Source organism: Microbacterium sp. LMC-P-041, from assembly GCF_030209555.1.
Classification (GTDB): domain Bacteria; phylum Actinomycetota; class Actinomycetes; order Actinomycetales; family Microbacteriaceae; genus Microbacterium.
On record NZ_JARVRV010000001.1, the window covers coordinates 263,373 to 282,826 of the forward strand.

The following is a 19,454-nucleotide window of genomic DNA, read 5'->3' on the forward strand; positions in this document are numbered from 1 at the left end:
AGCCTAGGCCGTTCGCGTTACAGCCGAGTGTCGGTCGACTGGGAACCCGCGAACCACCGGGCTCCGATCACGCTTCGATGACCAGCGGGACGATCATCGGACGACGACGGAGCTTCTGGTTGACCCAGCGCCCGATGGTCCGACGGATGACCTGCGAGAGCGCATGCGTGTCGCGCACGCCGTTGCCGGAGGCCTCCTTGAGGGCGGCGATGATCTTCGGGGTGACGTCATCGAAGACGGAATCGTCTTCGGCGATGCCACGCGCGTGGATTTCCGGACCGGAGATGATGCGACCGGTGGCGGCATCGACCACGACGATCACGGAGACGAAGCCCTCTTCAGCCAGGATCCGACGATCCTTGAGGTCTGCGTCCGTGATCGCGCCGACGGTCGAGCCGTCGACGTACACGAAACCGAGATCGAGCTGGCCGACCACTCGGGCGTCGCCGCCCTTCAGGTCGATGACCGTGCCGTTCGAGGCGATGATCGTGCGCTCGGCCTCGATGCCCGTGTCCTGCGCCAGCTTGGCGTTGGCGATCAGATGGCGGTACTCGCCGTGCACCGGCAGCACGTTCTTGGGTCGCAGGATGTTGTAGCAGTAGATGAGCTCACCCGCTGCAGCATGGCCCGAGACGTGCACCTTGGCGTTCGCCTTGTGCACCACGTTCGCGCCGAGCTTGGTCAGACCGTCGATCACGCGGTACACGGCATTCTCGTTGCCGGGGATGAGGCTCGAGGCCAGGATGACGGTGTCACCCGGTCCGGGCTCGATCGCATGGTCGAGGTTGGCCATGCGACTCAGAACGGCCATGGGCTCGCCCTGCGAGCCGGTGGACATGTAGACGATCTTGTCGTCCGGAAGGTCGCGGGCCTTCTTGTAGTCGATGAGAAGACCGCTCGGCACCTTCAGGTATCCGAGGTCCTCGGCGATCGTCATGTTGCGCAGCATGCTGCGTCCGAGCAGCGCGACCCGTCGGCCGTGCGCATGCGCGGCGTCGAGAACCTGCTGCACGCGGTGCACGTGACTCGAGAAGCTCGCGACGATGACCCGGCGAGGCGCCTTGCCGATGACCTGATCGAGCACGGGGCCGATCGAGCGCTCCGTGGGAGTGAACCCGGGCACGTCGGCGTTCGTCGAGTCGACGAGGAACAGGTCGACCCCTTCCTCGCCGAGGCGGGCGAACGCGCGGAGGTCGGTGATGCGTCCGTCGAGCGGAAGCTGGTCCATCTTGAAGTCGCCGGTCGCCAGCACGAGGCCCGCGGGAGTGCGGATCGCCACGGCGAGTGCGTCCGGGATCGAGTGGTTGACCGCGACGAACTCGAGGTCGAACGGTCCGACCTGCTCCCGCTGGCCCTCCTTCACCGTGAGGGTGTAGGCCTTGATGCGGTGCTCCTTGAGCTTCGCCTCGACCAGCGCGAGCGTGAGGCCCGATCCGATCACGGGGATGTCGCTCTTCAGGCGCAGCAGGTAGGGAACGGCACCGATGTGGTCCTCGTGCCCGTGGGTGAGGACGACTCCGACGATGTCGTCGAGGCGGCTCTTGATCGGCTCGAAGTCCGGCAGGATCAGGTCGACTCCGGGCTGGTGCTCCTCCGGGAAGAGCACTCCGCAGTCGACGATCAGGATCTTGCCGTCGAACTCGAAGATGGTCATGTTGCGACCGATCTCACCGAGTCCGCCGAGCGGAGTGACCCGCAGCGTCCCCTCGTCGAGAGCTGCGGGTTCTGCGAGCGGGATGGACATGCTGTCTCCTCAGTCGGACACTCCACGCGTCCGTTCGTTCATGGTGACGCGCCTCGGCGCGTGCGTTCTCAGCGGGTCGTGCCGTGCACCTTCGGCAGGGCGCCGCCCGCGGCCGCGTTGCGGTCGGGGCGGAAGTTGGAGAAGTCTGCTCCCGGAACGTCCCTCACGAGATCGAGCTCGTCCTCGATGAGCGCGGCCTCCCACTCTTCGGGACCCACCAGGGGCAGACGCACGCGGGGGCTGGAGATCCGGCCCAGGCCGTGCAGGATGTACTTCGCGGCTACGGTTCCCGGGACGTGCGTCATGACCGCGCGCACGAGCGGCTCGAGCCTCTTGTGCTCTGCCGTGGCCGTCGTCAGATCGCCTCGGTTGACGGCGTCGATGATGGTGCGGTACGGAGCCGCCGCGACGTTGGCGGTCACGCCGATCAGGCCGGTCGCGCCGATGGCGAGATGCGGCAGAACATTCGCGTCGTCTCCCGAGAAGTACATGAGGTCGGTCTGGTTCAGGACGCGGCTCACCTCGGAGAAGTCGCCCTTGGCGTCCTTCACGGCGAGGATGTTCGGGTGCTTGGCGAGGCGCAGGATGGTCTCGTACTTGATCGGCACGCCGGTGCGACCGGGGATGTCGTAGAGGATCACCGGCAGGTCGGTGGCGTCGGCCACCAGGCGGAAATGCGTGAGGATCCCGGCCTGGGTCGGCTTGTTGTAGTACGGCGTGACGATCATGATGGCGTCTGCGCCGGCCTTCTCGCTCGCCTTGTAGAGCTCGATCGCGTGCGCGGTCTCGTTGGATCCACCGCCGGTGATGATCTTGGCGCGTCCGGCCGAGACCGACTTTCCGACCTCGACGAGCTTGAGCTTCTCAGGGTCCGTCAGGGTCGAGGTCTCGCCGGTCGTTCCCGTCACGACGATTCCGTCAGCACCGGCGGTGATGACGTCATCGATGTGCTTCTCGACGGCGGGCCAATCGACTTCGCCGTCGGCCGTCATCGGAGTGACGAGCGCGACGAGAACCTGTCCGAAGGGGTTGCCCGAGTGCGTCATGCCCCCAGCGTATCGGTTCGAATGCCGCTCACCCAGACGAGGGACGGCGGATGACATCTCCCCGGACGATCGCGACCATCATCTTGATTGGGATCCACATAGGCTCGACTCCATGGCATGGGTCACACGCGAATCGTCGACGGTGTACGAGAACCGGTGGATCGAGGTTCGGGAGGACCAGGTCACGGGGCCCGGGGGCGATGGCATCTACGGCGTGGTGACCATGCGGCATCCGGCGGTCTTCGTCGTCGCACTCGATGACGAGGACCGCGTCTGCCTCATCACTCTCGAGCGCTACACGACCGGAGTGTCGATAGAGATTCCTGCCGGAGGAAGCGACGGCGAAGAACCGCTCGCTGCAGCGCAGCGCGAGCTGCTCGAGGAGACGGGCTTCGTCGCCGAGGACTGGACGGAACTCGGAACGATGAACGCCCTGAACGGGATCGCCCACGCCCCCGAGCACGTGTTCCTCGCTCGGGGTCTGACTCCGTCCGACGACTCCACTCACACGCAGGCGGAGGAGGGCATCGACGCCGTCACCTGGGTACCGTTCTCCGACGTCCTCGGCATGATCTCCGATGGCCGCATCACCGATGGAGAGACCGTGGCGGCGATCGGATACGCCGGTATCCGTCTGGGCAGATTCCGCTGATCTCCTAGCGCCCTCATTCGCGCACGGCGCGCCCACAGCGGGACGCGGTCGACGTTCAGATCAGACGCGGCCGCGACGTGCGACGCCGGAGGTCAGCGCGCTCGGAAGCAGGGACGCGACAGCGACGATCGCCTTGTAACGCAGCGACGGGATCGAGACGGCCCTTCCGCGCGCCGCGTCACGGAGCGCCTCGCGGACCACATTCCGCGCGTCGAGCCACATGAAGCCGGGAACGCCCTCGTGCCCCGGTTCGAGTCCCATCCGCTCGTGGAAGGTCGTGTGCGTGAAACCCGGGCAGACGGCGGTGACCGTCACTCCGTCGGGTGCGTACTCGACATTCGCCCAGCGGCTGAATCCGATCAACCAGCTCTTGCACGCGGAATACGTGGAGCGCGAGATGAACCCTGCGACGGACGCGACGTTGATGATCCGGCCCCCACGGCCGCGCATCGTCTGAAGCGCCGCGTGCATGAGCCGCATCGACGCCTCGACGTGAACGCGCAGATGGCGCACCTCGTCGTCGATGTCGTTGTCGGCGAACTGCAGCGGGAGGCCGAAGCCTGCATTGTTGATGAGAAGGTCGACCGGATCGGAGGCATCACGGAGACGGTCGGCCACGCGCTCGACATCCTCGTCGATCGACAGGTCGGCGGGAAGCACCTCGACCGCGACACCGTGCTCGCTGCGCAACTCGGCCGCCACGACCTCGAGATCGCCGGCGGAACGTGCGACGAGGATCAGATCGGCTCGGCGCCGGGCCAACTGGCGCGCGAACTCTGCGCCGAGGCCGGCGCTCGCTCCGGTGATCAGTGCGGTGGGCATCAGCGCTCGTATCCCAGGAAGCGGAACCGGATGCCGGAGCGCGACGTCTGCCACTCCCCCTCGTTCACGAGCCGCCACCCGGCTTTGGACGGCGCATACGCGTCGCCGGAGACCTCGATGTCGAGCTCGGTGACTTCGAGGCGGTCGGCGTCGGCGATCACCAGGCGGAAGATCTCGGCGCCGCCGATGATCCATACCTTCTCATGGCCCCGCACCGCGTCCGTGACGGTCGCGGCACGACGGGCGCCGTCCGCGGACCAGTCCTGCTGGCGGGTGATGACGATGTTCTCTCGCCCTGGAAGCGGGCGGAAGCGCTCAGGGAGCGAGTCCCACGTCTTGCGACCCATGATCACGGGAGCGCCGAGGGTGACTTCCTTGAAGTGAGCGAGATCCTCGGGGACGTTCCAGGGCATGCCGCCCTCTGCTCCGATGACGCCGCCGTGCGCCTCTGCCCAGATCAGCCCGACCCAGGTCATACCGCGACCGCCGCCCTGATCGGAGCGTGGTGCTGGTAATCCTCGACGACGAAGTCCTCGTAGCCGTAGTCGAGGATCGACTCGGGCTTCCGGGCGAACCTCAGCGTCGGGTATGGATACGGTTCGCGCGTGAGCTGTTCGTTCACCTGGTCGAGGTGATTGTCGTAGATGTGGCAGTCACCCCCGGTCCAGACGAAGTCGCCAGGCTCGAGTCCCACCTGCTGGGCGATCATCAGCGTCAGCAGGGCGTAGGACGCGATGTTGAACGGGACGCCGAGGAACAGGTCGGCGCTGCGCTGATAGAGCTGGCAGGAGAGCTTGCCGTCCGCCACGTAGAACTGGAACAGGGCGTGACAGGGAGCAAGCGCCATGTCGGGGATGTCGGCCGGGTTCCAGGCAGACACGATGAGTCGCCGGGAGTCGGGCGTCTGCCGGATCTGCTCGATCACCTGAGCGAGCTGATCGATGCTCTCACCCTCCGGCGTCGGCCAGCTGCGCCACTGCACTCCATAGACAGGACCCAGATCGCCGTCGGCATCCGCCCATTCGTCCCAGATGGTGACGCCATGCTCCTGCAGCCACTTCACATTCGAGTCGCCCCTGAGGAACCAGAGGAGCTCGTAGGCGATCGACTTGAAGTGCACCCGCTTCGTGGTGATGAGCGGGAAGCCCTCGGAGAGATCGAAGCGGATCTGCCGCCCGAAGACGCTGGTGGTGCCGGTTCCTGTTCGATCGGACTTGTGAGTGCCGGACTCCAGCACGTCTCGGAGAAGGTCTTCGTACGGCGTCGGGACGGCTGCGCTCATGTGTGCCAGACTACCCGCCCTGGGGGCTGTCGAGTCGGATCGTCACGATGCGACATATCGGCCCGGGCGGTGCCGGATCACCCGTATTCTCGACGCATGTCACCCGCCGTCGCCCTTCTCCTCGCCGCAGCGCTGCTCGTGCTCGCCGGCACGATCGGTGTCGTGCTGAGACTTCTCGACGGACGGCGTCGCGGAGGCGGCCATCTGCGCTTCGATCCGAACGACGCGGGCGTGTCGCGCCTGGGCGCGAGAGCGACAGTCGTGCAGTTCAGCACCGAGATGTGCACCCGCTGCCCCCAGGTACGACGCATGCTCAGCAGCTACGTCGCAGAATCGGAGGGCCTGGACCACGTGGAGGTCGACCTGACGCATCGACCGGATCTGTCGGCTCGATACAAGGTCATGCAGACACCGACGACCTTCATCGTCGACGGATCAGGAGCCGTCCGCGCACGCTTCCATGGCGTGCCCCATCGACACGCGCTGAACGACGCGCTGGCAACCGTATGACGAGGACGGAAAGCACATGACGACACCGGCCGGCATCGATCCCCGCGGCCCGCGATTCGCAGCGACGGTCACGACAGTGCTGCTGCTCGTCGCGACATATCTGGCGCTGGTCGGCATCTCGACCGCACGGACCTTCGGCTGGTTCGCCTATCAGCCGCTCGACTCGGCCGACATCGGCTCGGCCACGTGGGCCGTGACGTCGGCGACCCTTGCACAGCGCGCGCTGGACCCGGGGTTCCTCCTCACGATCGTGATCGCCCTGCTGTTCCTGTGGGGCGTCCTGTCACCCGCGACTGCACCATGGGGCGTCGTGTTCCGCAGGGTCATCCGTCCGAGACTGGCCGCTCCGACCGAGCTCGAGGATCCGCGTCCACCGCGGTTCGCCCAGGGTGTCGGTCTCGTCGTCGTCACGATCGGTCTCGTGCTGCACCTCGCCGGGGTCCCGTGGGCGCTGCCCATCGCGACCGCCGCCGCTTTCATCGCCGCCTTCCTCAATGCGGCGTTCTCCTTCTGCCTCGGATGCCAGATCTATCTGCTGCTGCAGCGAGCAGGCATCCTCGGTCGCGCGGCGTCGACCGCCTGAGCGCTGTTCCGCCGCACGCCCACGCTCGATAGGCTGGCCGCACACGCGACCCGCATCGAGCAGCGCGCGATACAACGGAGGAATCATGCCCGTCACCAGCGAAGCCACCACCACCTGGACCGGATCCCTCACCGAGGGCTCGGGCACAGTCGCGTTCTCCTCGTCGAAGCTCGGGACCTTCCCGATCAACTGGAAGGCCCGCAGCGAGGGCAGCGACACCACCACCACGCCTGAAGAGCTGATCGCCGCAGCCCACGCGTCGTGTTTCAGCATGGCGCTGTCTCACGCGCTGTCCGAGAACGGCACTCCGCCGGAGCGCGTCAACACGAGCGCGTCCGTCACCTTCAAGCCCGGTGTCGGAATCAGCGGAAGCCACCTCAACGTGAACGCGGTCGTTCCCGGGCTCAGCCCTGAGGAGTTCCAGTCGATCGCTGCCGAGGCGAAGGTCGGCTGCCCCGTATCGCAGGCGCTCGCCGGCATCGAGATCACGCTCGAGGCCACGCTCGCCTGACGTCGGTCATCCGCGAGCGATGCGAATCGCCTCGCGGATGCTGGCGCGAGCGTCCTTGCGGCGGCCAGCGGCATCCTGGACGACGCCGAGTCGGTAGCGCGCGCGCCAGTCCGTCGGCTCCGCATCCGCCTCCCCCGCGTATCTCGCGATGAGCGGGTCGGCGTCGGCACGAGCGATTCGGCCACTCGGCGTCAGCTCGGACTCCGCCGCGGGCATACCGCCCTCGGCATCGAGCTCACGCCCGAGCCGGTCGGCAGCGAACCCGAACTGCATCTCTCGGACGAGCGCCCATGCCCCGATCGGGGCGAGAACGATCAGCGCGATGCCCATGCCGATGGACACCGGTGTGCCGACAGCGAAGAACATCACGGCCAACCAGATGGCGACGGCGAGGTAGACCAGCAGTGCGGCGGCCATCAGGCCGACGCCGATCCGCGACATCACGAGCGGATGCCGATGTCGATCATGCTCTCGAGCCCGACGAAGACGCCGATCGCCTGGGCCGCGAACGGCACCGCGAGACGGATGCCCGGGGCGTAGGCGAGTGCGGGGTCGACCGTGTCATGCGTGAACGTGAGGGACTCACCGGGGCCGGACAGGACGACCTCCTGCTTGGCGATGACGCCGGGACGCCGGAGCGAGTGGATCGGCACGCTGCCGACCTGCTGTCCGCGCGCTCGCTGGTCGGCGTGCGGTGCGCTGACGGGGCCCTGTTCGGCGCGTGCGGCGGCGATGAGCTCGGCCGTGCGCACCGCAGTGCCGCTCGGCGAATCCACCTTCGCCTCATGGTGTGCCTCGACGATCTCCGCCGATCCGAAGAACGGCGCGGCTGCTGCGGCCAGAGCCGAACCGAGCACCGATCCCAGCGAGAAGTTCGGGATGAAGACAGCCCCGGTTCCGGCGTTCTCCACCAGAGGACGCACGAGTGCGATCCGCTCGGTGGACCATCCCGACGTGGCGACGAGAATGTTGATCTCGCGCTCGACCGCCGCGCGCACGACGTCGACACTGACCTGAGGCGTGGTCGCGTCGATCACCAGGTCCGCACCGTCGAGCTCGGCGAGGTCGCTACGAGACGTCAGCACGCGCGTCACCTCGAAGCCCTCGAGCTCGTCGATCACCGCACCGATGATCGATCCGAGCTTCCCGGTTCCGCCGACGAGTGCTACCTGGGTGGTCATGCGTTCAGTCTATTTCGCGACCTCGATCCGCCCGGCGCGGCGGGCCGGAACTCGGGGAATCAACGGGGAATCAGACGGGCATCGCATCGGGGATGCCGGTGCGCAGCTCGACCGGGAGGTGCCCGGTGTCGTTGTGAGTGAGGAGCGTCCAGGGCCGGCCCTGTTTCTGGGCGATCACCGTGAGGCCGCAGTGCGCCTGGTTCAAGGTCATCCATCGCCACTCGGGGGCACCGAGGACCTCACGCACGAACCACGAGATCACGAAGTTGTGCGTGATGAGAACCTCGTGCACGTCACCCGGTTTGCGCACCAGGAACTCGTTGACCGCGTCGAACATCTGAGCACGCCCGGCATCGAGCTCCGCCTCGGTCACCGAGCCGAAGAACGGTTCGTAGGCGGCCGGGGTCTCGTCGGTCATCCCCGTGGGCACGCAGTCGAACAGCAGTGCGGTCGGCTCTGGATCGACCGACGGGAGCCGCTCGGCGATCGCACGGGCCGTCTCGTTGGCGCGCAGGAGCGGAGAGTGCCAGACGGCGTCGAGCGGGAGTCCCGAGAGCCGATCTGCGATGAGTTCGGCCTGACGCTGGCCACGCGGCGACAGGGGTCCGTCGGCGAGACCGTGCTCGGCGTCCTGATGTTCACCATGTCTGACCAGATATATGTAATGCGTCACAAACTCGCTCGCTTCATCGACAGCGTCCGCCGGGATTCACTCCACCCTATGCCAGGTCTGTGACAGAGGCGTTACGACGCTCAGTTGCCGGCGCGAGTGAGCTCGGTGACCTGTGCGCGCGACAGCGTGACGCCGGCGCCCTGCATCAGCTCGTCGACGTGCTCGGTCGCGAAGGTGTTGACAATGGGCGCCGCGATGGTCCGCTGCGCGAGCAGCCACGCGATGGACACGGCGGCCACGGGAACCTCGAGTTCGGTCGCGACCTGGTCGAGAGCCCGCAGGATCTTCGTGCCACGCCTGTTGAGATGCCCCCGCAGCTGCTCCCCGCGTACGCCCCGCGAGGTCAGCGCCTTGCTGCGGTGGCGACCGGAGAGGAAACCGTGCTCGAGAGCGTGCGACGGCGTGACCGCGAGGCTCTGCGCACCCGCCACCAGACGCAGGTCCCCTTCGAACGGCTGACGGCGGACGAGGTTGTACGGCGAATCGATGACCTCGATGCGTGGGTACCCGGCCGAGGCGAGGATGCGCGCCTCCACGAGCCGCTCGGGTGCGAAGCCGAATGCGCCGAGTGCGCCGATCTTGCCCGCGTCGACCATCCACTCGACCGTCGCGAGGGTGTCCTCGAGATTCGTCGTGCGGTCGAGCGTCGCGTCGAGGTACAGCACGTCGATGCGCTCGACGCCGAGCCGCGTGAGCGACCCCTCGACAGCGCGGACGAGGTTCACCGAACCGAGACCCGGATTGTCTGCGTGAGCACCGATCCGCACACTCAGCAGGGCGCGGTCGCGTCGCCCTCTGGACTGCAGCCATTGGCCGATGATGTGCTCGCTGCGACCGCCGGAGAATCCGTCGGCGGTGTGGATGGCGTTGCCACCGAATTCCACGTAGCGATCGAGGATTCCATGGCTCGTCTCGAGGTCGACGTTCCAGCCGAACTCCGCCGCACCGAGCATGAGCGGAAAGGTCTCGAGTCCGGTCTCTCCGAGAGGTACGCGGATGGTCTCCCCTATTCCGGGTCCGACGATCGGGATGGGAGCGGACGGGTGCTCTGCGGCGCCCTGCTGCGCGCGATCGGCCGGCGCTCCTGCGCCTACACTGAACAACCGCATATCCTCACCCCCGCGTCAATCGGTGCGTACCGACCTGCGTCACTGCCTGAAATGCACCCCCCGGTGCGTACTTCGAGAGTAGGCGAGATCTGCGAACTCCCCGACCAATACGGGGAACGGCGCAAGAACTTCCCATAACGGTTTGATCACATCGGATACGACGAAGCCCGGACCGTCCGTGAGGACAGCCCGGGCCTCGTGTCGAAGCGCTGGCGATTACTCGGCAGCAGCCTCGTCAGCAGGAGCTGCGTCCGCTGCGGGGGCGTCGTCGAGCACGGGCTCGAGCGACAGCTTGCCGCGGTCGTCGATCTTCGTGATCTTCACGAGGATCTTCTGCCCGACGGACAGGACGTCGTCGACGTTCTCGACGCGCTTGCCACCGGCGAGCTTGCGCACCTCGGTGACGTGCAGCAGGCCGTCCTTGCCGGGCAGCAGCGAGACGAACGCACCGAACGTCGCGATCTTCACGACGGTTCCGAGGAACTGCTCTCCCACCTCCGGGTTGGTCGGGTTCGCGATCGCGTTGACCTGAGCACGGGCAGCCTCGGCCGAGGGGCCGTCGGTCGCGCCGATGTAGACGGTGCCGTCCTCCTCGATGGAGATCTGCGCGCCGGTCTCGTCCTGGATCGCGTTGATCGTCTTGCCCTTCGGGCCGATCAGCTCACCGATCTTGTCGACCGGGATCTGCACGCTGATGACGCGCGGCGCGGTCGGCGCCATCTCGTCGGGAGCGTCGATCGCGGCGTTCAGCACGTTGAGGATGGTCAGACGGGCGTCGCGAGCCTGGGTCAGCGCGCCGGCGAGCACCGACGACGGGATGCCGTCGAGCTTCGTGTCGAGCTGGATGGCCGTGACGAACTCGCTGGTACCGGCGACCTTGAAGTCCATGTCGCCCAGTGCGTCCTCTGCGCCGAGGATGTCGGTGAGGGCCGCGTAGCGCGTCTCTCCGTCGACCTCATCGGAGACGAGTCCCATCGCGATGCCGGCGACGGCTGCGCGCAGAGGCACACCCGCGTTCAGCAGCGACAGGGTCGACGCGCAGACGGAACCCATCGACGTCGAGCCGTTGGAGCTCAGCGCCTCGGAGACCTGACGGATCGCGTAGGGGAACTCCTCGCGGCTGGGCAGCACCGGCACGAGCGCGCGCTCGGCGAGGAAGCCGTGCCCGATCTCGCGACGCTTCGGCGAACCGACCCGGCCGGTCTCACCGGTCGAGTAGGGCGGGAAGTTGTAGTGGTGCATGTAGCGCTTGCTCGTGGTCGGCGACAGCGAGTCGATCTGCTGCTCCATCTTGAGCATGTTCAGCGTGGTGATTCCCATGATCTGGGTCTCGCCGCGCTGGAAGATCGCGGAGCCGTGAACGCGCGGGATGACCTGGACCTCGGCGTCGAGCGGACGGATGTCGGCCAGGCCGCGGCCGTCCATGCGCACGCTCTCGGTGAGGATGCGGCCGCGGACGATCTTCTTCGTGACGGACTTGTACGCTGCGGAGAACTCGATCGGGGCTCCAGCGGGCAGGTTGCCTGCTTCGACCGCTTCGATGAGCTGCGCCCTGACGCGGTCCTTGACCTCGTCGTCCTTGCCCTGACGCTCCTGCTTGTCGGCGATCTGGTAGACGTTCACCAGGTCGTCGTAGGAGCGCTCGGCCACGAAGTCGTAGACCTCGCTGGAGTACGGCGGGAAGACCGGGTACACACCCGGCTCCTTCGACGCGCTGGCGGCGAGCTCGGCCTGAGCCTTGACGAGCTGAGCGATGAAGGGCTTCGATGCCTCGAGGCCCTGCGCGACGACAGCCTCGTCGGGCTTGGTGGCGCCGGCCTTGATGAGGTTCCAGCTGCCCTCGGTGGCCTCAGCCTCGACCATCATGATCGCGACATCTTCGGTGCCGTCGGACTTGGTGACGACGCGACCGGCGACGATCAGGTCGAACACGGCCTCGCTGACCTGCTCAGCCGTCGGGAACGCGACCCACTGGTCCGCGTGCTCGCCGTGGCCGGGGATGAACGCGAGGCGCACACCGGCGACGGGACCCGAGAACGGGAGACCCGAGATCTGCGTCGACGCGGAAGCCGCGTTGATCGCGAGGGCGTCGTAGAACTCGCCCGGGGCGATCGACAGGACGGTGATGACGATCTGGACCTCGTTGCGCAGGCCGTCGACGAACGACGGACGCAGCGGACGGTCGATCAGACGGCAGACGAGGATCGCCTCGGTCGAGGGACGTCCCTCACGACGGAAGAACGAGCCGGGGATCTTGCCTGCTGCGTACGAACGCTCTTCGACGTCGACCGTCAGCGGGAAGAAGTCGAAGCCCTCGCGCGGGTGCTTGCCTGCGCTGGTGGCCGAGAGGAGCATGGTCTCGCCGTCGAGGTACGCGGCGACTGCGCCCTGAGCCTGCTGCGCGAGGCGGCCGGTCTCGAAGCGGATGGTGCGGGTGCCGAAGCGGCCGTTGTCGAGAACGGCCTCGGTGGCGGTGATTTCAGGACCTTCCAAGAGGTCTCTCCTTCTTTGTTTAGACTCGCGAGTCCGTGTGACGCGCGAGCGCATTCATGAAGGAGCGGATTCAGCCGGATACGGGCGCGCGGGCATCCCCGCGAATCTCACCTGCGCTGGCCACCAGTAGAAAGCCACCCGACGTCGCGCCGAGGAACCCACCACAGGGGACCAGCTCTCCGCCGATCGCTCCATGAGTCGATATGAAATTGTGCGGTCGACACACGTCGACCTCCTCCAGCCTATCAGCGCGCCCTTGGATGTCCTCCGTTTCCGTCTGCGGCGGGTTCGTTCAGTGGACCTTGACGTCCTGCGGAGCGCTCGATCGTCCGAGATAGACGTAGTCGTCGTGCTTCGCGACCCGGCCATCGCCGGCCGCCCGACCGTGCAGTCGTCGCCACACCCAGGGCAGCGCATGGCGGCGCCACCACAGTCCCGCGCCGATCTGCTCGTTCTCATGCAGCGCGGCATCGAGCACCCCCAGTGCGTCGGCGTGCGGCACCGAGAGGACCTCGCCCGCGCGATACGCGAGGAATCTGTGACCACGACTGCTGAGGTGGACGAGGTCCTCCCCCCAGTTCGGGCGATCCGGAAGCGACGGGTACAGGTCGGTGTCGATCAGGATCGCGCTCGTCCGCGCCGCGATGCCGGACAGTGCCGTGGCGAATGCCGCGAACCTCCTGGTGTAGATCCCGGCCGCTCTCCGTCGGGGCAGGAACGGCGTGACGAGCAGCACGTCGGCCCCGATGTCGCGGAGCCGGGTGACCGCGCCCTCGAGCTCCGCGGCGAGCGCGGGCACGTCGACCGTCGACTTAACCAGATCGTTGGCGCCGATCAGGATGGACACGAGGTCCGGCTGCAGTTCGAGCGCTCGATCGAGCTGGGTGCCGCACACATCACGCACACGCTTCGACCGGACGGCGAGGTTCGCATACCGGAGACCTCCGCGTGCGGCGAGCAGCAGGGCGAGCCGGTCGGCCCATCCACGGAGCGCACCATCCGGTGCCGGATCGCACAGGCCTTCCGTGAGCGAGTCCCCCAGCGCCACGTAACGCCGCCAGGTGCGCGCTTGCACCGGGGCGGTGGGCTCCGGCCGTGTCAGGCGGCGAGCGCGCGCTCCCTCATCGATCATCCTGAGCTCTCGGGCCTCCTCGTAATGCCCCATCAGCTGAGAACAGACGTTCGCCCAGCTGCGACCCTGCACGGCCTCGCGTCCCGCTGCGCCGAACGCCCGGCGTTTGCGGCCGTCGCCGGTGAGGTCGACCACGCGCATCCGCAGGTCGCCGAGATCGCCGGGACGGTAGAGCCATCCGTCGATTCCCATCCGGACGAGGCCGAGGGGGCCGCCGCGACCGGTGGCGACGACGGGCACCCCGCTGGCGTGGGCCTCCTGGAGGGTCTGTCCGAAGGTCTCGCTCTCTCCCGGGTGCACGAACACGTCGAAGGATGCCATGGCTGCTGCGAGCGCGTCGCCTTCGAGGTGCCCGAGGAAGCACGCACCGGGCATCAGGGACTCGAGTCGAGGCCTGCTCGGTCCGTCGCCCACGATCACGAGGCGCGCACCGGGGATTGTCTGCAGCACTGCCAGGTCTTCCACCTGCTTCTCGGGTGCGAGCCTGCCCACGTAGCCGATCACGACCTCGCTCGTCCACTCCGCGCGCAGTGTCGCGCTCCGGCGGGCCGGCTGGAACCGCTCGGCATCCACGCCTCTCCCCCACAGACGGATGCGATCCACACCGAGCTGCGCGAGCTGCTGCGCCGAGTCGGGCGACGGCGCGAGCGTGATGGTCGCGCGCCGATGGAGCCGCGCGATGTGCGATTCGGCGACACCGGTCGCCACAGGGATGCGATACCTCTGCGTGTATGCCGCGACATCGGTCTGGTACGCGGCGACGGCGGCGACGCCGATGTGCTCTGCGGCGAGCGCGCCTCGCCATCCGAGGGCGAAGGGCGAAGCCAGGTGGACGACATCGGGGCGGAAGCGTCGCAGCGATGCCGCGACCTGACGTGCAGGCGGGGTCCCCACGCGCACACTGCGGTACCCCGGCAGCGCGAGGCTGGGGACCGCTTCCACAGCGGCTCCGTGCACCTCCCCGGGGATGCCGGTCCCATCGGGCGCGATCACATGCGCATCATGGCCAGCACGTTCGAGGTGACTGAGGATCTGCAGGACGGATCCGGTGACACCGTTCATGTGCGGAAGGAAGGACTCTGTCACGATCGCGACTCTCACGTCCTCAGGATGCAGCCCTCGACTCCCACCCGAGGCGCGAATCGGGTCGGAGCACCAGAAGTTCACCGGATGCTGGACGGCTCTTCACCGGCTATCCCGGCGTTGGTTCCCGTTCACCTCCGACGACCACGGTGGGAACGTGTCCACTGAACTGCTCGACGGCCCCTGGGCTCTGGTGGTCATGAGCCTGCTCGTGCTGGGCGACTCGTTCTTCGTGGTGGTTCCGGGAGAGATCGCGGTGACCGCGCTCGGCGCCGTCGCATCGACGACCGGCGATCCTCCCCTGTGGTGTGTGATCCTGTGGGCGGGCATCGCCGCGGTCGCCGGAGACGTCACCTGCTATCTCGTGGGTCGCAGCGTGGGCATCGACAGGTGGCGCTGGATGCGCACGCCCCGAGTGCGCCGAGCGCTCACCTGGGCGCGGCTGCGTCTGGAAGGCGGAACCGCCACCGTGCTCTTCACCGCGCGCTTCGTCCCTTTCGCTCGACTGGCGATCAACCTCATGGCAGGGGCCTCGCGGATCCCGCCGGCTCGGTATCTGCCGCTCGTGACGATCGCGGCGTTCGGGTGGTCCGCCTACCAGGCATCCGTGGGCGCCATCGTCGCCGTGCTGCTTCCGGGAGGCCCTCTGGTCGCTGTCCTCGTGTCCGTCATCGTCGCCGTCGGGCTCGGCGCCGCGATCGATGTCGTGTCGCGCCGAGCACGGAACTGATCCACCCATGCCTCAGATGCGTGCCCTAGGCTGGCGAGCATGAGCACCGAAGAAGGCGCCTCCTCCAGCGAGGAGATGAAGCGCAAGTTCAAGGAAGCGCTCGAGAAGAAGAACGCGCACCACCGGCAGGGCGAGGCCCACCTGGATGGCGACTCCGCCGTCCATGGCGCGCCCGCCCCGCAGACGCGGCGCGAGTTCCGACGCAAGAGCGGTTGACCACACGGATGCGGGAGCCGACTGCCGTCGACTCCCGCATCCCTCTTCTCAGCAGGCAGCTCAGCTTCGCGCCGCGCGCGCCCGTGCCCGCTCCTCCTTCGCCGCCATCTCGTCGAGCGCGGATTCCTTGAGGCCCTGGATGTCCACGGCCGTGCGCTCGTCCGCCATGCCGTGATCGTCCACGCCGTCGAGCGAGGACTCCTCGAACGGCAGCGCGCCGCTCAGCACCTGCTGCACGCGTTCGCGATCGATCTGGCGCGTCCAGGTGCCGATGAGCAGCGTCGCCACCGCGTTGCCGGTGAAGTTCGTCAGGGCCCGTCCCTCCGACATGAACCGGTCGATGCCCACGATCACGCCGACGCCGTCGACCAGGTCGGGACGGTAAGCCTGCAGCCCGCCGGCGAGGGTGGCGAGTCCGGCTCCGGTGACACCGGCGGCACCCTTGCTGGCGATGATCATGAAGACGAGCAAGCCGATCTGCTCACCGATCGTCATCGGCTGCCCCATGCCGGTCGCGATGAAGAGCGACGCCATCGTGAGGTAGATCGCCGTGCCGTCGAGGTTGAAGGAGTACCCGGTGGGGACCGTGATGCCGACGACGGGCTTGGATACCCCGATGTGCTCCATCTTCGCGATCAGACGCGGAAGGGCGGACTCAGATGACGAGGTGCCGACGATCAGCAGGTACTCGCGGGCGAGGTACTTCACCAGGCTGAAGATGTTGACCCGGGTGACGGCGAAGAGCAGGGTTCCGAGCACGACCACGATGAACAGGATGCAGGTGATGTAGAACGCGACCATCAGCACGCCGAGGCTCCAGATCGCGGCGATGCCCGTCTTGCCGACGACTGCGGCGATGGCTCCGAACGCGCCGAGCGGTGCAAGCCACAAGATCATGCCCAGGATGCGGAAGACCAGCTTCTGGAGGTTCTTGACCGCATCCATGATCGGGGCGCCCTTTTCGCCGAGTCCCTGGAGCGCGAACCCGACGAGCAGCGCGATGAACAGAACCTGCAGCACGCTCTCGCCCGTGAAGGCGGAGAAGAACGTCGTCGGGATGATGCCCAGGATGAACTCCGTGGTGGTCTTCGCCTCGGTCGCTGTCGCGTCATAGCTGGAGTTCGCCATATCGAGGCCCGCACCGGGGTGGATGATGTTGCCGACCACCAGGCCGATCGCCAGCGCGAACGTCGACATGACCATGAAGTAGAGCAGCGCGAGTCCGCCGATCTTGCCGACGGTCGCTGCCTTGGCGATCGAGCCGACGCCCACCACGATCGTGCAGAAGATGATCGGCGCGATCATCATCTTGATGAGAGAGACGAAGCCCTTGCCGATCGGTTCGAGGCTCTGTCCGACCTCGGGCCAGATGAGGCCGACCGCGGCTCCGAGCACGACGGCGATGATCACCGACACGTACAGCCACGTGTGCCTGTCCCATGCCTGCTTGCCGCGCCGCCAATGGAATCCGGGAAGCGAGAACCCTGTCGTGATGGCCATGTTTTCCTCCTTGATCATGAACGTCTTCGTCTCATGCCCTCGGGCGCCCTCGCCTTCGGTAAGCTCACCGTCGCGGACATCACTCGGCAAAGCCATTTGTGGTCGTATTGGTCATTACCGATATGCCGGACTCCGCGATCACCGTCGATCGGAAGGACGCGATGAGACCTGCCCGCAGCATCGCTTCACGGGTGTTCGCCGTGCTCCTCGTCGCCGCGCTCGTCGTGGGAGCTCTGGTCGCCGTCTTCCTCGTGATCGATGCGCAACGCGCCACGCATGCCGAGGCCGAGCGCGTCACGGCGGCGACAGCAGTGACTCTCGCCGTGTCACCGCTCGTGATCGACACCCTCGAGGCCGGCGATGCCGCAACGGCCACGCAGACCCTCGAGCCCTATGCGCTCGATGTGATCTCGGACGCGGATCTCGACTTCGTGACGATCATGACGCCTGACGGCACCCGCGTGACCCACCCTGACATCGAGCAGATCGGGGCGAGATACCTCGGCACCATCCCCGACACGCCTCGAACCTTCACCGAGGTGTTCACCGGCACTCTCGGGCCCTCGGTGCGAACCATCGTTCCGGTACTCGCCTCCGATGGCGAACCGGTGGGCTGGGTCTCGGCCGGCGTGACGACCGAGACCATCTCCGACACCCTGATCCGTCGTCTCCCCCTGTCACTCGGCATCACCGTCGGCCTCATCGCTCTCGGTGCGCTCGGCGCGTGGATCGCTCGCCGGTTCACGCGCGGTATCGCAGGAGACCTGCCGCCGGGTCAGGTGAGGGACGCCGTGTCGTCATACGAATCCCTGCGCACTCTGGGCGACGCGCTGCGCGCTCAGACGCACGAGCACGGCAATCGCATGCACACGGCGGTCGCGCTTCTCGAGCTCGGCCGTAGCGAGGAGGCGATCGACATCCTGACCGAGACCTCGCGCCAGAGTCAGTCGCTCGTCGATCAGGTCACCGCACGACAGGCCGGCGACCCCGCCGTCGGCGCTCTGCTTCTCGGCAAGGCGTCGCAGGCCAGGGAGCGCGGGATCGACTGGCGGGTGAGCATCGACCCGGACACTCCCGCCTCCCCCCTCTCCCCCGTCGACAGCGTCGCCGTGCTCGGCAACCTGATCGACAACGCCATGGATGCCGCCGCCACCGGTGCTGAGCGCTGGGTGGGGGTCTCGCTGCGCCCCTCGAAGAACGGCGGAATCGTCCTCGAGGTCTCCGACGGCGGGGACGGCATACCCTCCGACCTGCGCGAGCGCGTCTTCACCCAGGGCTTCTCGACCAAGCCTGCAAGCAACCACGGGCGCGGAGTCGGGCTCGCTCTCGTCCGCGCGGTGGTGGCCGGGGTGGGCGGCACTGTGGAGCTCTCCGCTCATCCGACCACGTTCACCGTCACCCTCCCGCCGGCGAGAGGACGCAGGAGCCCATGATCCGCACGCTGATCGTCGATGACGACGCTCTGACACTCGAGCTCCACCGCTCGTACCTCGAGAGGATCGACGGCTTCATCGTGGGCGGCGAGTGCACCGGCGCCAGGGCCGCATTGACCGCCGTGCTCGATCAGCCGCACGACGAGCCGTTCGACCTGGTCCTTCTCGACATCACGATGCCCGACGGCTCCGGCATCGATGTGCTCCGAGGGCTGCGTGCCCGACACGCTGCCGTCGATGTGATCGCGATCACCGGCGTGCGCGATGCGGACACCGTCCGGCAGATGGCAGCTCTCGGCGTCTACCAGTACCTCGTCAAGCCGTTCCCCTTTGCGGTGTTCCACGAGCGTCTCACCGCGTATCGCATCCATCGGGAGCAGGCACGGTCGACGGCCGGAGAGGCGACCCAGGCGGAGATCGATGCGCTTCTCGGGCGCACGACGGGGACGATCCCGATTCCCAAAGGGCTGTCGACCGCGACGCTGCAGAAGGTGACGACAGAGCTGCGCTCCTCCAGCGCCGCGGTCTCGGCGAGCGAGGCCGCCGCGCGACTCGGGATGTCACGCGTGTCCGTACGGAGGTACCTGGAGCATCTCACCGATTCGGGCATCATCACACGCAGCGCTCGCTACGGCGCACGTGGACGCCCGGAGACGGAGTACCGCTGGACGAGACGCGTCGACGGAGACGAATGATGCCGGCGCGGCACCCCCGCCCGTCCCGATCGTTCGAACGACGCGGATCCTTTCCGCTG

20 protein-coding genes are annotated in these 19,454 nt (G+C 67.3%); 8 read left to right on the top strand and 12 right to left on the bottom strand.

Annotation, left to right across the window (positions count from 1 at the left end; all coding sequences use genetic code 11):
* Positions 1–67 precede the first annotated feature (67 nt).
* Both QRN21_RS01330 and dapA read right to left on the bottom strand, forming a co-directional pair.
* Positions 68–1,744: a ribonuclease J gene (locus QRN21_RS01330; RefSeq protein ID WP_053095830.1), complete on the bottom strand. Its 1,677-nt coding sequence runs from the start codon at positions 1,742–1,744 to the stop codon at positions 68–70.
* 68 nt (positions 1,745–1,812) lie between these two features.
* Positions 1,813–2,790, bottom strand: coding sequence for a 4-hydroxy-tetrahydrodipicolinate synthase (gene dapA / locus QRN21_RS01335; protein WP_053095829.1), 978 nt, complete (start codon positions 2,788–2,790; stop codon positions 1,813–1,815).
* 112 nt (positions 2,791–2,902) lie between these two features.
* Here dapA and QRN21_RS01340 point away from each other — a divergent pair, with 112 nt between their 5' ends.
* Positions 2,903–3,442, top strand: a complete 540-nt coding sequence (locus QRN21_RS01340; RefSeq protein WP_056278504.1) for an NUDIX domain-containing protein — start codon at positions 2,903–2,905, stop codon at positions 3,440–3,442.
* A gap of 60 nt (positions 3,443–3,502) precedes the next feature.
* Here QRN21_RS01340 and QRN21_RS01345 read toward each other — a convergent pair whose 3' ends face one another.
* From QRN21_RS01345 to QRN21_RS01355, 3 genes are read right to left on the bottom strand one after another with little or no spacing between them, the layout of a single operon-like run.
* Positions 3,503–4,264 (bottom strand): SDR family NAD(P)-dependent oxidoreductase, encoded by a 762-nt coding sequence (locus tag QRN21_RS01345; protein WP_056278502.1) that lies wholly within the window; start codon positions 4,262–4,264, stop codon positions 3,503–3,505.
* Positions 4,264–4,740: a dihydrofolate reductase gene (locus QRN21_RS01350; protein WP_053095826.1), complete on the bottom strand. Its 477-nt coding sequence runs from the start codon at positions 4,738–4,740 to the stop codon at positions 4,264–4,266. Before QRN21_RS01350 ends, QRN21_RS01345 begins: the two co-directional genes overlap by 1 nt.
* Positions 4,737–5,546 carry a thymidylate synthase gene (locus QRN21_RS01355; RefSeq protein ID WP_285362968.1) on the bottom strand — a complete coding sequence of 270 codons (810 nt, stop codon included), beginning with the start codon at positions 5,544–5,546 and terminating at the stop codon, positions 4,737–4,739. Before QRN21_RS01355 ends, QRN21_RS01350 begins: the two co-directional genes overlap by 4 nt.
* A gap of 96 nt (positions 5,547–5,642) precedes the next feature.
* Here QRN21_RS01355 and QRN21_RS01360 point away from each other — a divergent pair, with 96 nt between their 5' ends.
* The 3 genes from QRN21_RS01360 to QRN21_RS01370 all read left to right on the top strand — a co-directional run bounded on the left by QRN21_RS01360 (position 5,643) and on the right by QRN21_RS01370 (position 7,150).
* Positions 5,643–6,056 (top strand): thioredoxin family protein, encoded by a 414-nt coding sequence (locus QRN21_RS01360; protein WP_053095824.1) that lies wholly within the window; start codon positions 5,643–5,645, stop codon positions 6,054–6,056.
* 16 nt (positions 6,057–6,072) lie between these two features.
* On the top strand, positions 6,073–6,639 hold the full coding sequence (locus QRN21_RS01365; RefSeq protein WP_053095823.1) for a DUF4395 domain-containing protein: 567 nt from the start codon (positions 6,073–6,075) through the stop codon (positions 6,637–6,639).
* An 85-nt stretch (positions 6,640–6,724) separates the two neighbouring features.
* On the top strand, positions 6,725–7,150 hold the full coding sequence (locus tag QRN21_RS01370) for an OsmC family peroxiredoxin (protein ID WP_056278497.1): 426 nt from the start codon (positions 6,725–6,727) through the stop codon (positions 7,148–7,150).
* Between the two features lie 6 nt (positions 7,151–7,156).
* Here the strand turns inward: QRN21_RS01370 and QRN21_RS01375 are convergent, their stop codons facing one another.
* The 6 genes from QRN21_RS01375 to QRN21_RS01400 all read right to left on the bottom strand — a co-directional run bounded on the left by QRN21_RS01375 (position 7,157) and on the right by QRN21_RS01400 (position 14,824).
* On the bottom strand, positions 7,157–7,591 hold the full coding sequence (locus tag QRN21_RS01375) for a hypothetical protein (protein ID WP_083569321.1): 435 nt from the start codon (positions 7,589–7,591) through the stop codon (positions 7,157–7,159).
* Positions 7,591–8,331, bottom strand: a complete 741-nt coding sequence (dapB, locus tag QRN21_RS01380; RefSeq protein WP_053095820.1) for a 4-hydroxy-tetrahydrodipicolinate reductase — start codon at positions 8,329–8,331, stop codon at positions 7,591–7,593. Before dapB ends, QRN21_RS01375 begins: the two co-directional genes overlap by 1 nt.
* 70 nt (positions 8,332–8,401) lie before the next feature.
* On the bottom strand, positions 8,402–9,004 hold the full coding sequence (locus tag QRN21_RS01385) for a histidine phosphatase family protein (protein WP_053095819.1): 603 nt from the start codon (positions 9,002–9,004) through the stop codon (positions 8,402–8,404).
* Positions 9,005–9,084: 80 nt separating this feature from the next.
* Positions 9,085–10,113, bottom strand: coding sequence for an aldo/keto reductase (locus QRN21_RS01390; protein WP_053095818.1), 1,029 nt, complete (start codon positions 10,111–10,113; stop codon positions 9,085–9,087).
* Positions 10,114–10,329: 216 nt separating this feature from the next.
* Complete coding sequence (locus QRN21_RS01395; RefSeq protein ID WP_053095817.1) at positions 10,330–12,606, bottom strand: polyribonucleotide nucleotidyltransferase; 2,277 nt, start codon at positions 12,604–12,606, stop codon at positions 10,330–10,332.
* 292 nt (positions 12,607–12,898) lie between these two features.
* Positions 12,899–14,824 (bottom strand): GDSL-type esterase/lipase family protein, encoded by a 1,926-nt coding sequence (locus QRN21_RS01400; protein WP_232224546.1) that lies wholly within the window; start codon positions 14,822–14,824, stop codon positions 12,899–12,901.
* Between the two features lie 154 nt (positions 14,825–14,978).
* Here QRN21_RS01400 and QRN21_RS01405 point away from each other — a divergent pair, with 154 nt between their 5' ends.
* Positions 14,979–15,551, top strand: a complete 573-nt coding sequence (locus QRN21_RS01405) for a DedA family protein (RefSeq protein ID WP_232224545.1) — start codon at positions 14,979–14,981, stop codon at positions 15,549–15,551.
* Positions 15,552–15,590: 39 nt separating this feature from the next.
* The gene (locus QRN21_RS01410; protein ID WP_091232420.1) at positions 15,591–15,767 is read left to right on the top strand and encodes a DUF5302 domain-containing protein; all 177 of its coding nucleotides are present in this window, start codon (positions 15,591–15,593) and stop codon (positions 15,765–15,767) included.
* Between the two features lie 60 nt (positions 15,768–15,827).
* On the opposite strand, the gene QRN21_RS01415 is transcribed toward QRN21_RS01410, so the two are convergent.
* Complete coding sequence (locus QRN21_RS01415) at positions 15,828–17,267, bottom strand: cation:dicarboxylate symporter family transporter (RefSeq protein WP_072591145.1); 1,440 nt, start codon at positions 17,265–17,267, stop codon at positions 15,828–15,830.
* Between the two features lie 161 nt (positions 17,268–17,428).
* On the opposite strand from QRN21_RS01415, the gene QRN21_RS01420 reads away from it, so the two are divergent.
* The gene (locus QRN21_RS01420; protein WP_056279033.1) at positions 17,429–18,700 is read left to right on the top strand and encodes a sensor histidine kinase; all 1,272 of its coding nucleotides are present in this window, start codon (positions 17,429–17,431) and stop codon (positions 18,698–18,700) included.
* Positions 18,697–19,395: a response regulator gene (locus QRN21_RS01425; protein ID WP_187249520.1), complete on the top strand. Its 699-nt coding sequence runs from the start codon at positions 18,697–18,699 to the stop codon at positions 19,393–19,395. Before QRN21_RS01420 ends, QRN21_RS01425 begins: the two co-directional genes overlap by 4 nt.
* The last annotated feature ends 59 nt before the right edge of the window (positions 19,396–19,454 follow it).

What these genes read in the sequence shown, in the direction of transcription:
- QRN21_RS01390 (WP_053095818.1), bottom strand. Translation starts at nt 10,113, where the DNA reads ATGCGGTTGTTCAGTGTAGGCGCAGGAGCGCCGGCCGATCGCGCGCAG.
- QRN21_RS01415 (WP_072591145.1), bottom strand. Translation starts at nt 17,267, where the DNA reads ATGGCCATCACGACAGGGTTCTCGCTTCCCGGATTCCATTGGCGGCGC.
- QRN21_RS01355 (WP_285362968.1), bottom strand. Translation starts at nt 5,546, where the DNA reads ATGAGCGCAGCCGTCCCGACGCCGTACGAAGACCTTCTCCGAGACGTG.
- QRN21_RS01345 (WP_056278502.1), bottom strand. Translation starts at nt 4,264, where the DNA reads ATGCCCACCGCACTGATCACCGGAGCGAGCGCCGGCCTCGGCGCAGAG.
- dapB (WP_053095820.1), bottom strand. Translation starts at nt 8,331, where the DNA reads ATGACCACCCAGGTAGCACTCGTCGGCGGAACCGGGAAGCTCGGATCG.
- QRN21_RS01365 (WP_053095823.1), top strand. Translation starts at nt 6,073, where the DNA reads ATGACGACACCGGCCGGCATCGATCCCCGCGGCCCGCGATTCGCAGCG.
- QRN21_RS01420 (WP_056279033.1), top strand. Translation starts at nt 17,429, where the DNA reads ATGAGACCTGCCCGCAGCATCGCTTCACGGGTGTTCGCCGTGCTCCTC.
- QRN21_RS01410 (WP_091232420.1), top strand. Translation starts at nt 15,591, where the DNA reads ATGAGCACCGAAGAAGGCGCCTCCTCCAGCGAGGAGATGAAGCGCAAG.
- QRN21_RS01425 (WP_187249520.1), top strand. Translation starts at nt 18,697, where the DNA reads ATGATCCGCACGCTGATCGTCGATGACGACGCTCTGACACTCGAGCTC.
- QRN21_RS01370 (WP_056278497.1), top strand. Translation starts at nt 6,725, where the DNA reads ATGCCCGTCACCAGCGAAGCCACCACCACCTGGACCGGATCCCTCACC.
- QRN21_RS01360 (WP_053095824.1), top strand. Translation starts at nt 5,643, where the DNA reads ATGTCACCCGCCGTCGCCCTTCTCCTCGCCGCAGCGCTGCTCGTGCTC.
- QRN21_RS01375 (WP_083569321.1), bottom strand. Translation starts at nt 7,591, where the DNA reads ATGTCGCGGATCGGCGTCGGCCTGATGGCCGCCGCACTGCTGGTCTAC.
- dapA (WP_053095829.1), bottom strand. Translation starts at nt 2,790, where the DNA reads ATGACGCACTCGGGCAACCCCTTCGGACAGGTTCTCGTCGCGCTCGTC.
- QRN21_RS01350 (WP_053095826.1), bottom strand. Translation starts at nt 4,740, where the DNA reads ATGACCTGGGTCGGGCTGATCTGGGCAGAGGCGCACGGCGGCGTCATC.
- QRN21_RS01340 (WP_056278504.1), top strand. Translation starts at nt 2,903, where the DNA reads ATGGCATGGGTCACACGCGAATCGTCGACGGTGTACGAGAACCGGTGG.
- QRN21_RS01330 (WP_053095830.1), bottom strand. Translation starts at nt 1,744, where the DNA reads ATGTCCATCCCGCTCGCAGAACCCGCAGCTCTCGACGAGGGGACGCTG.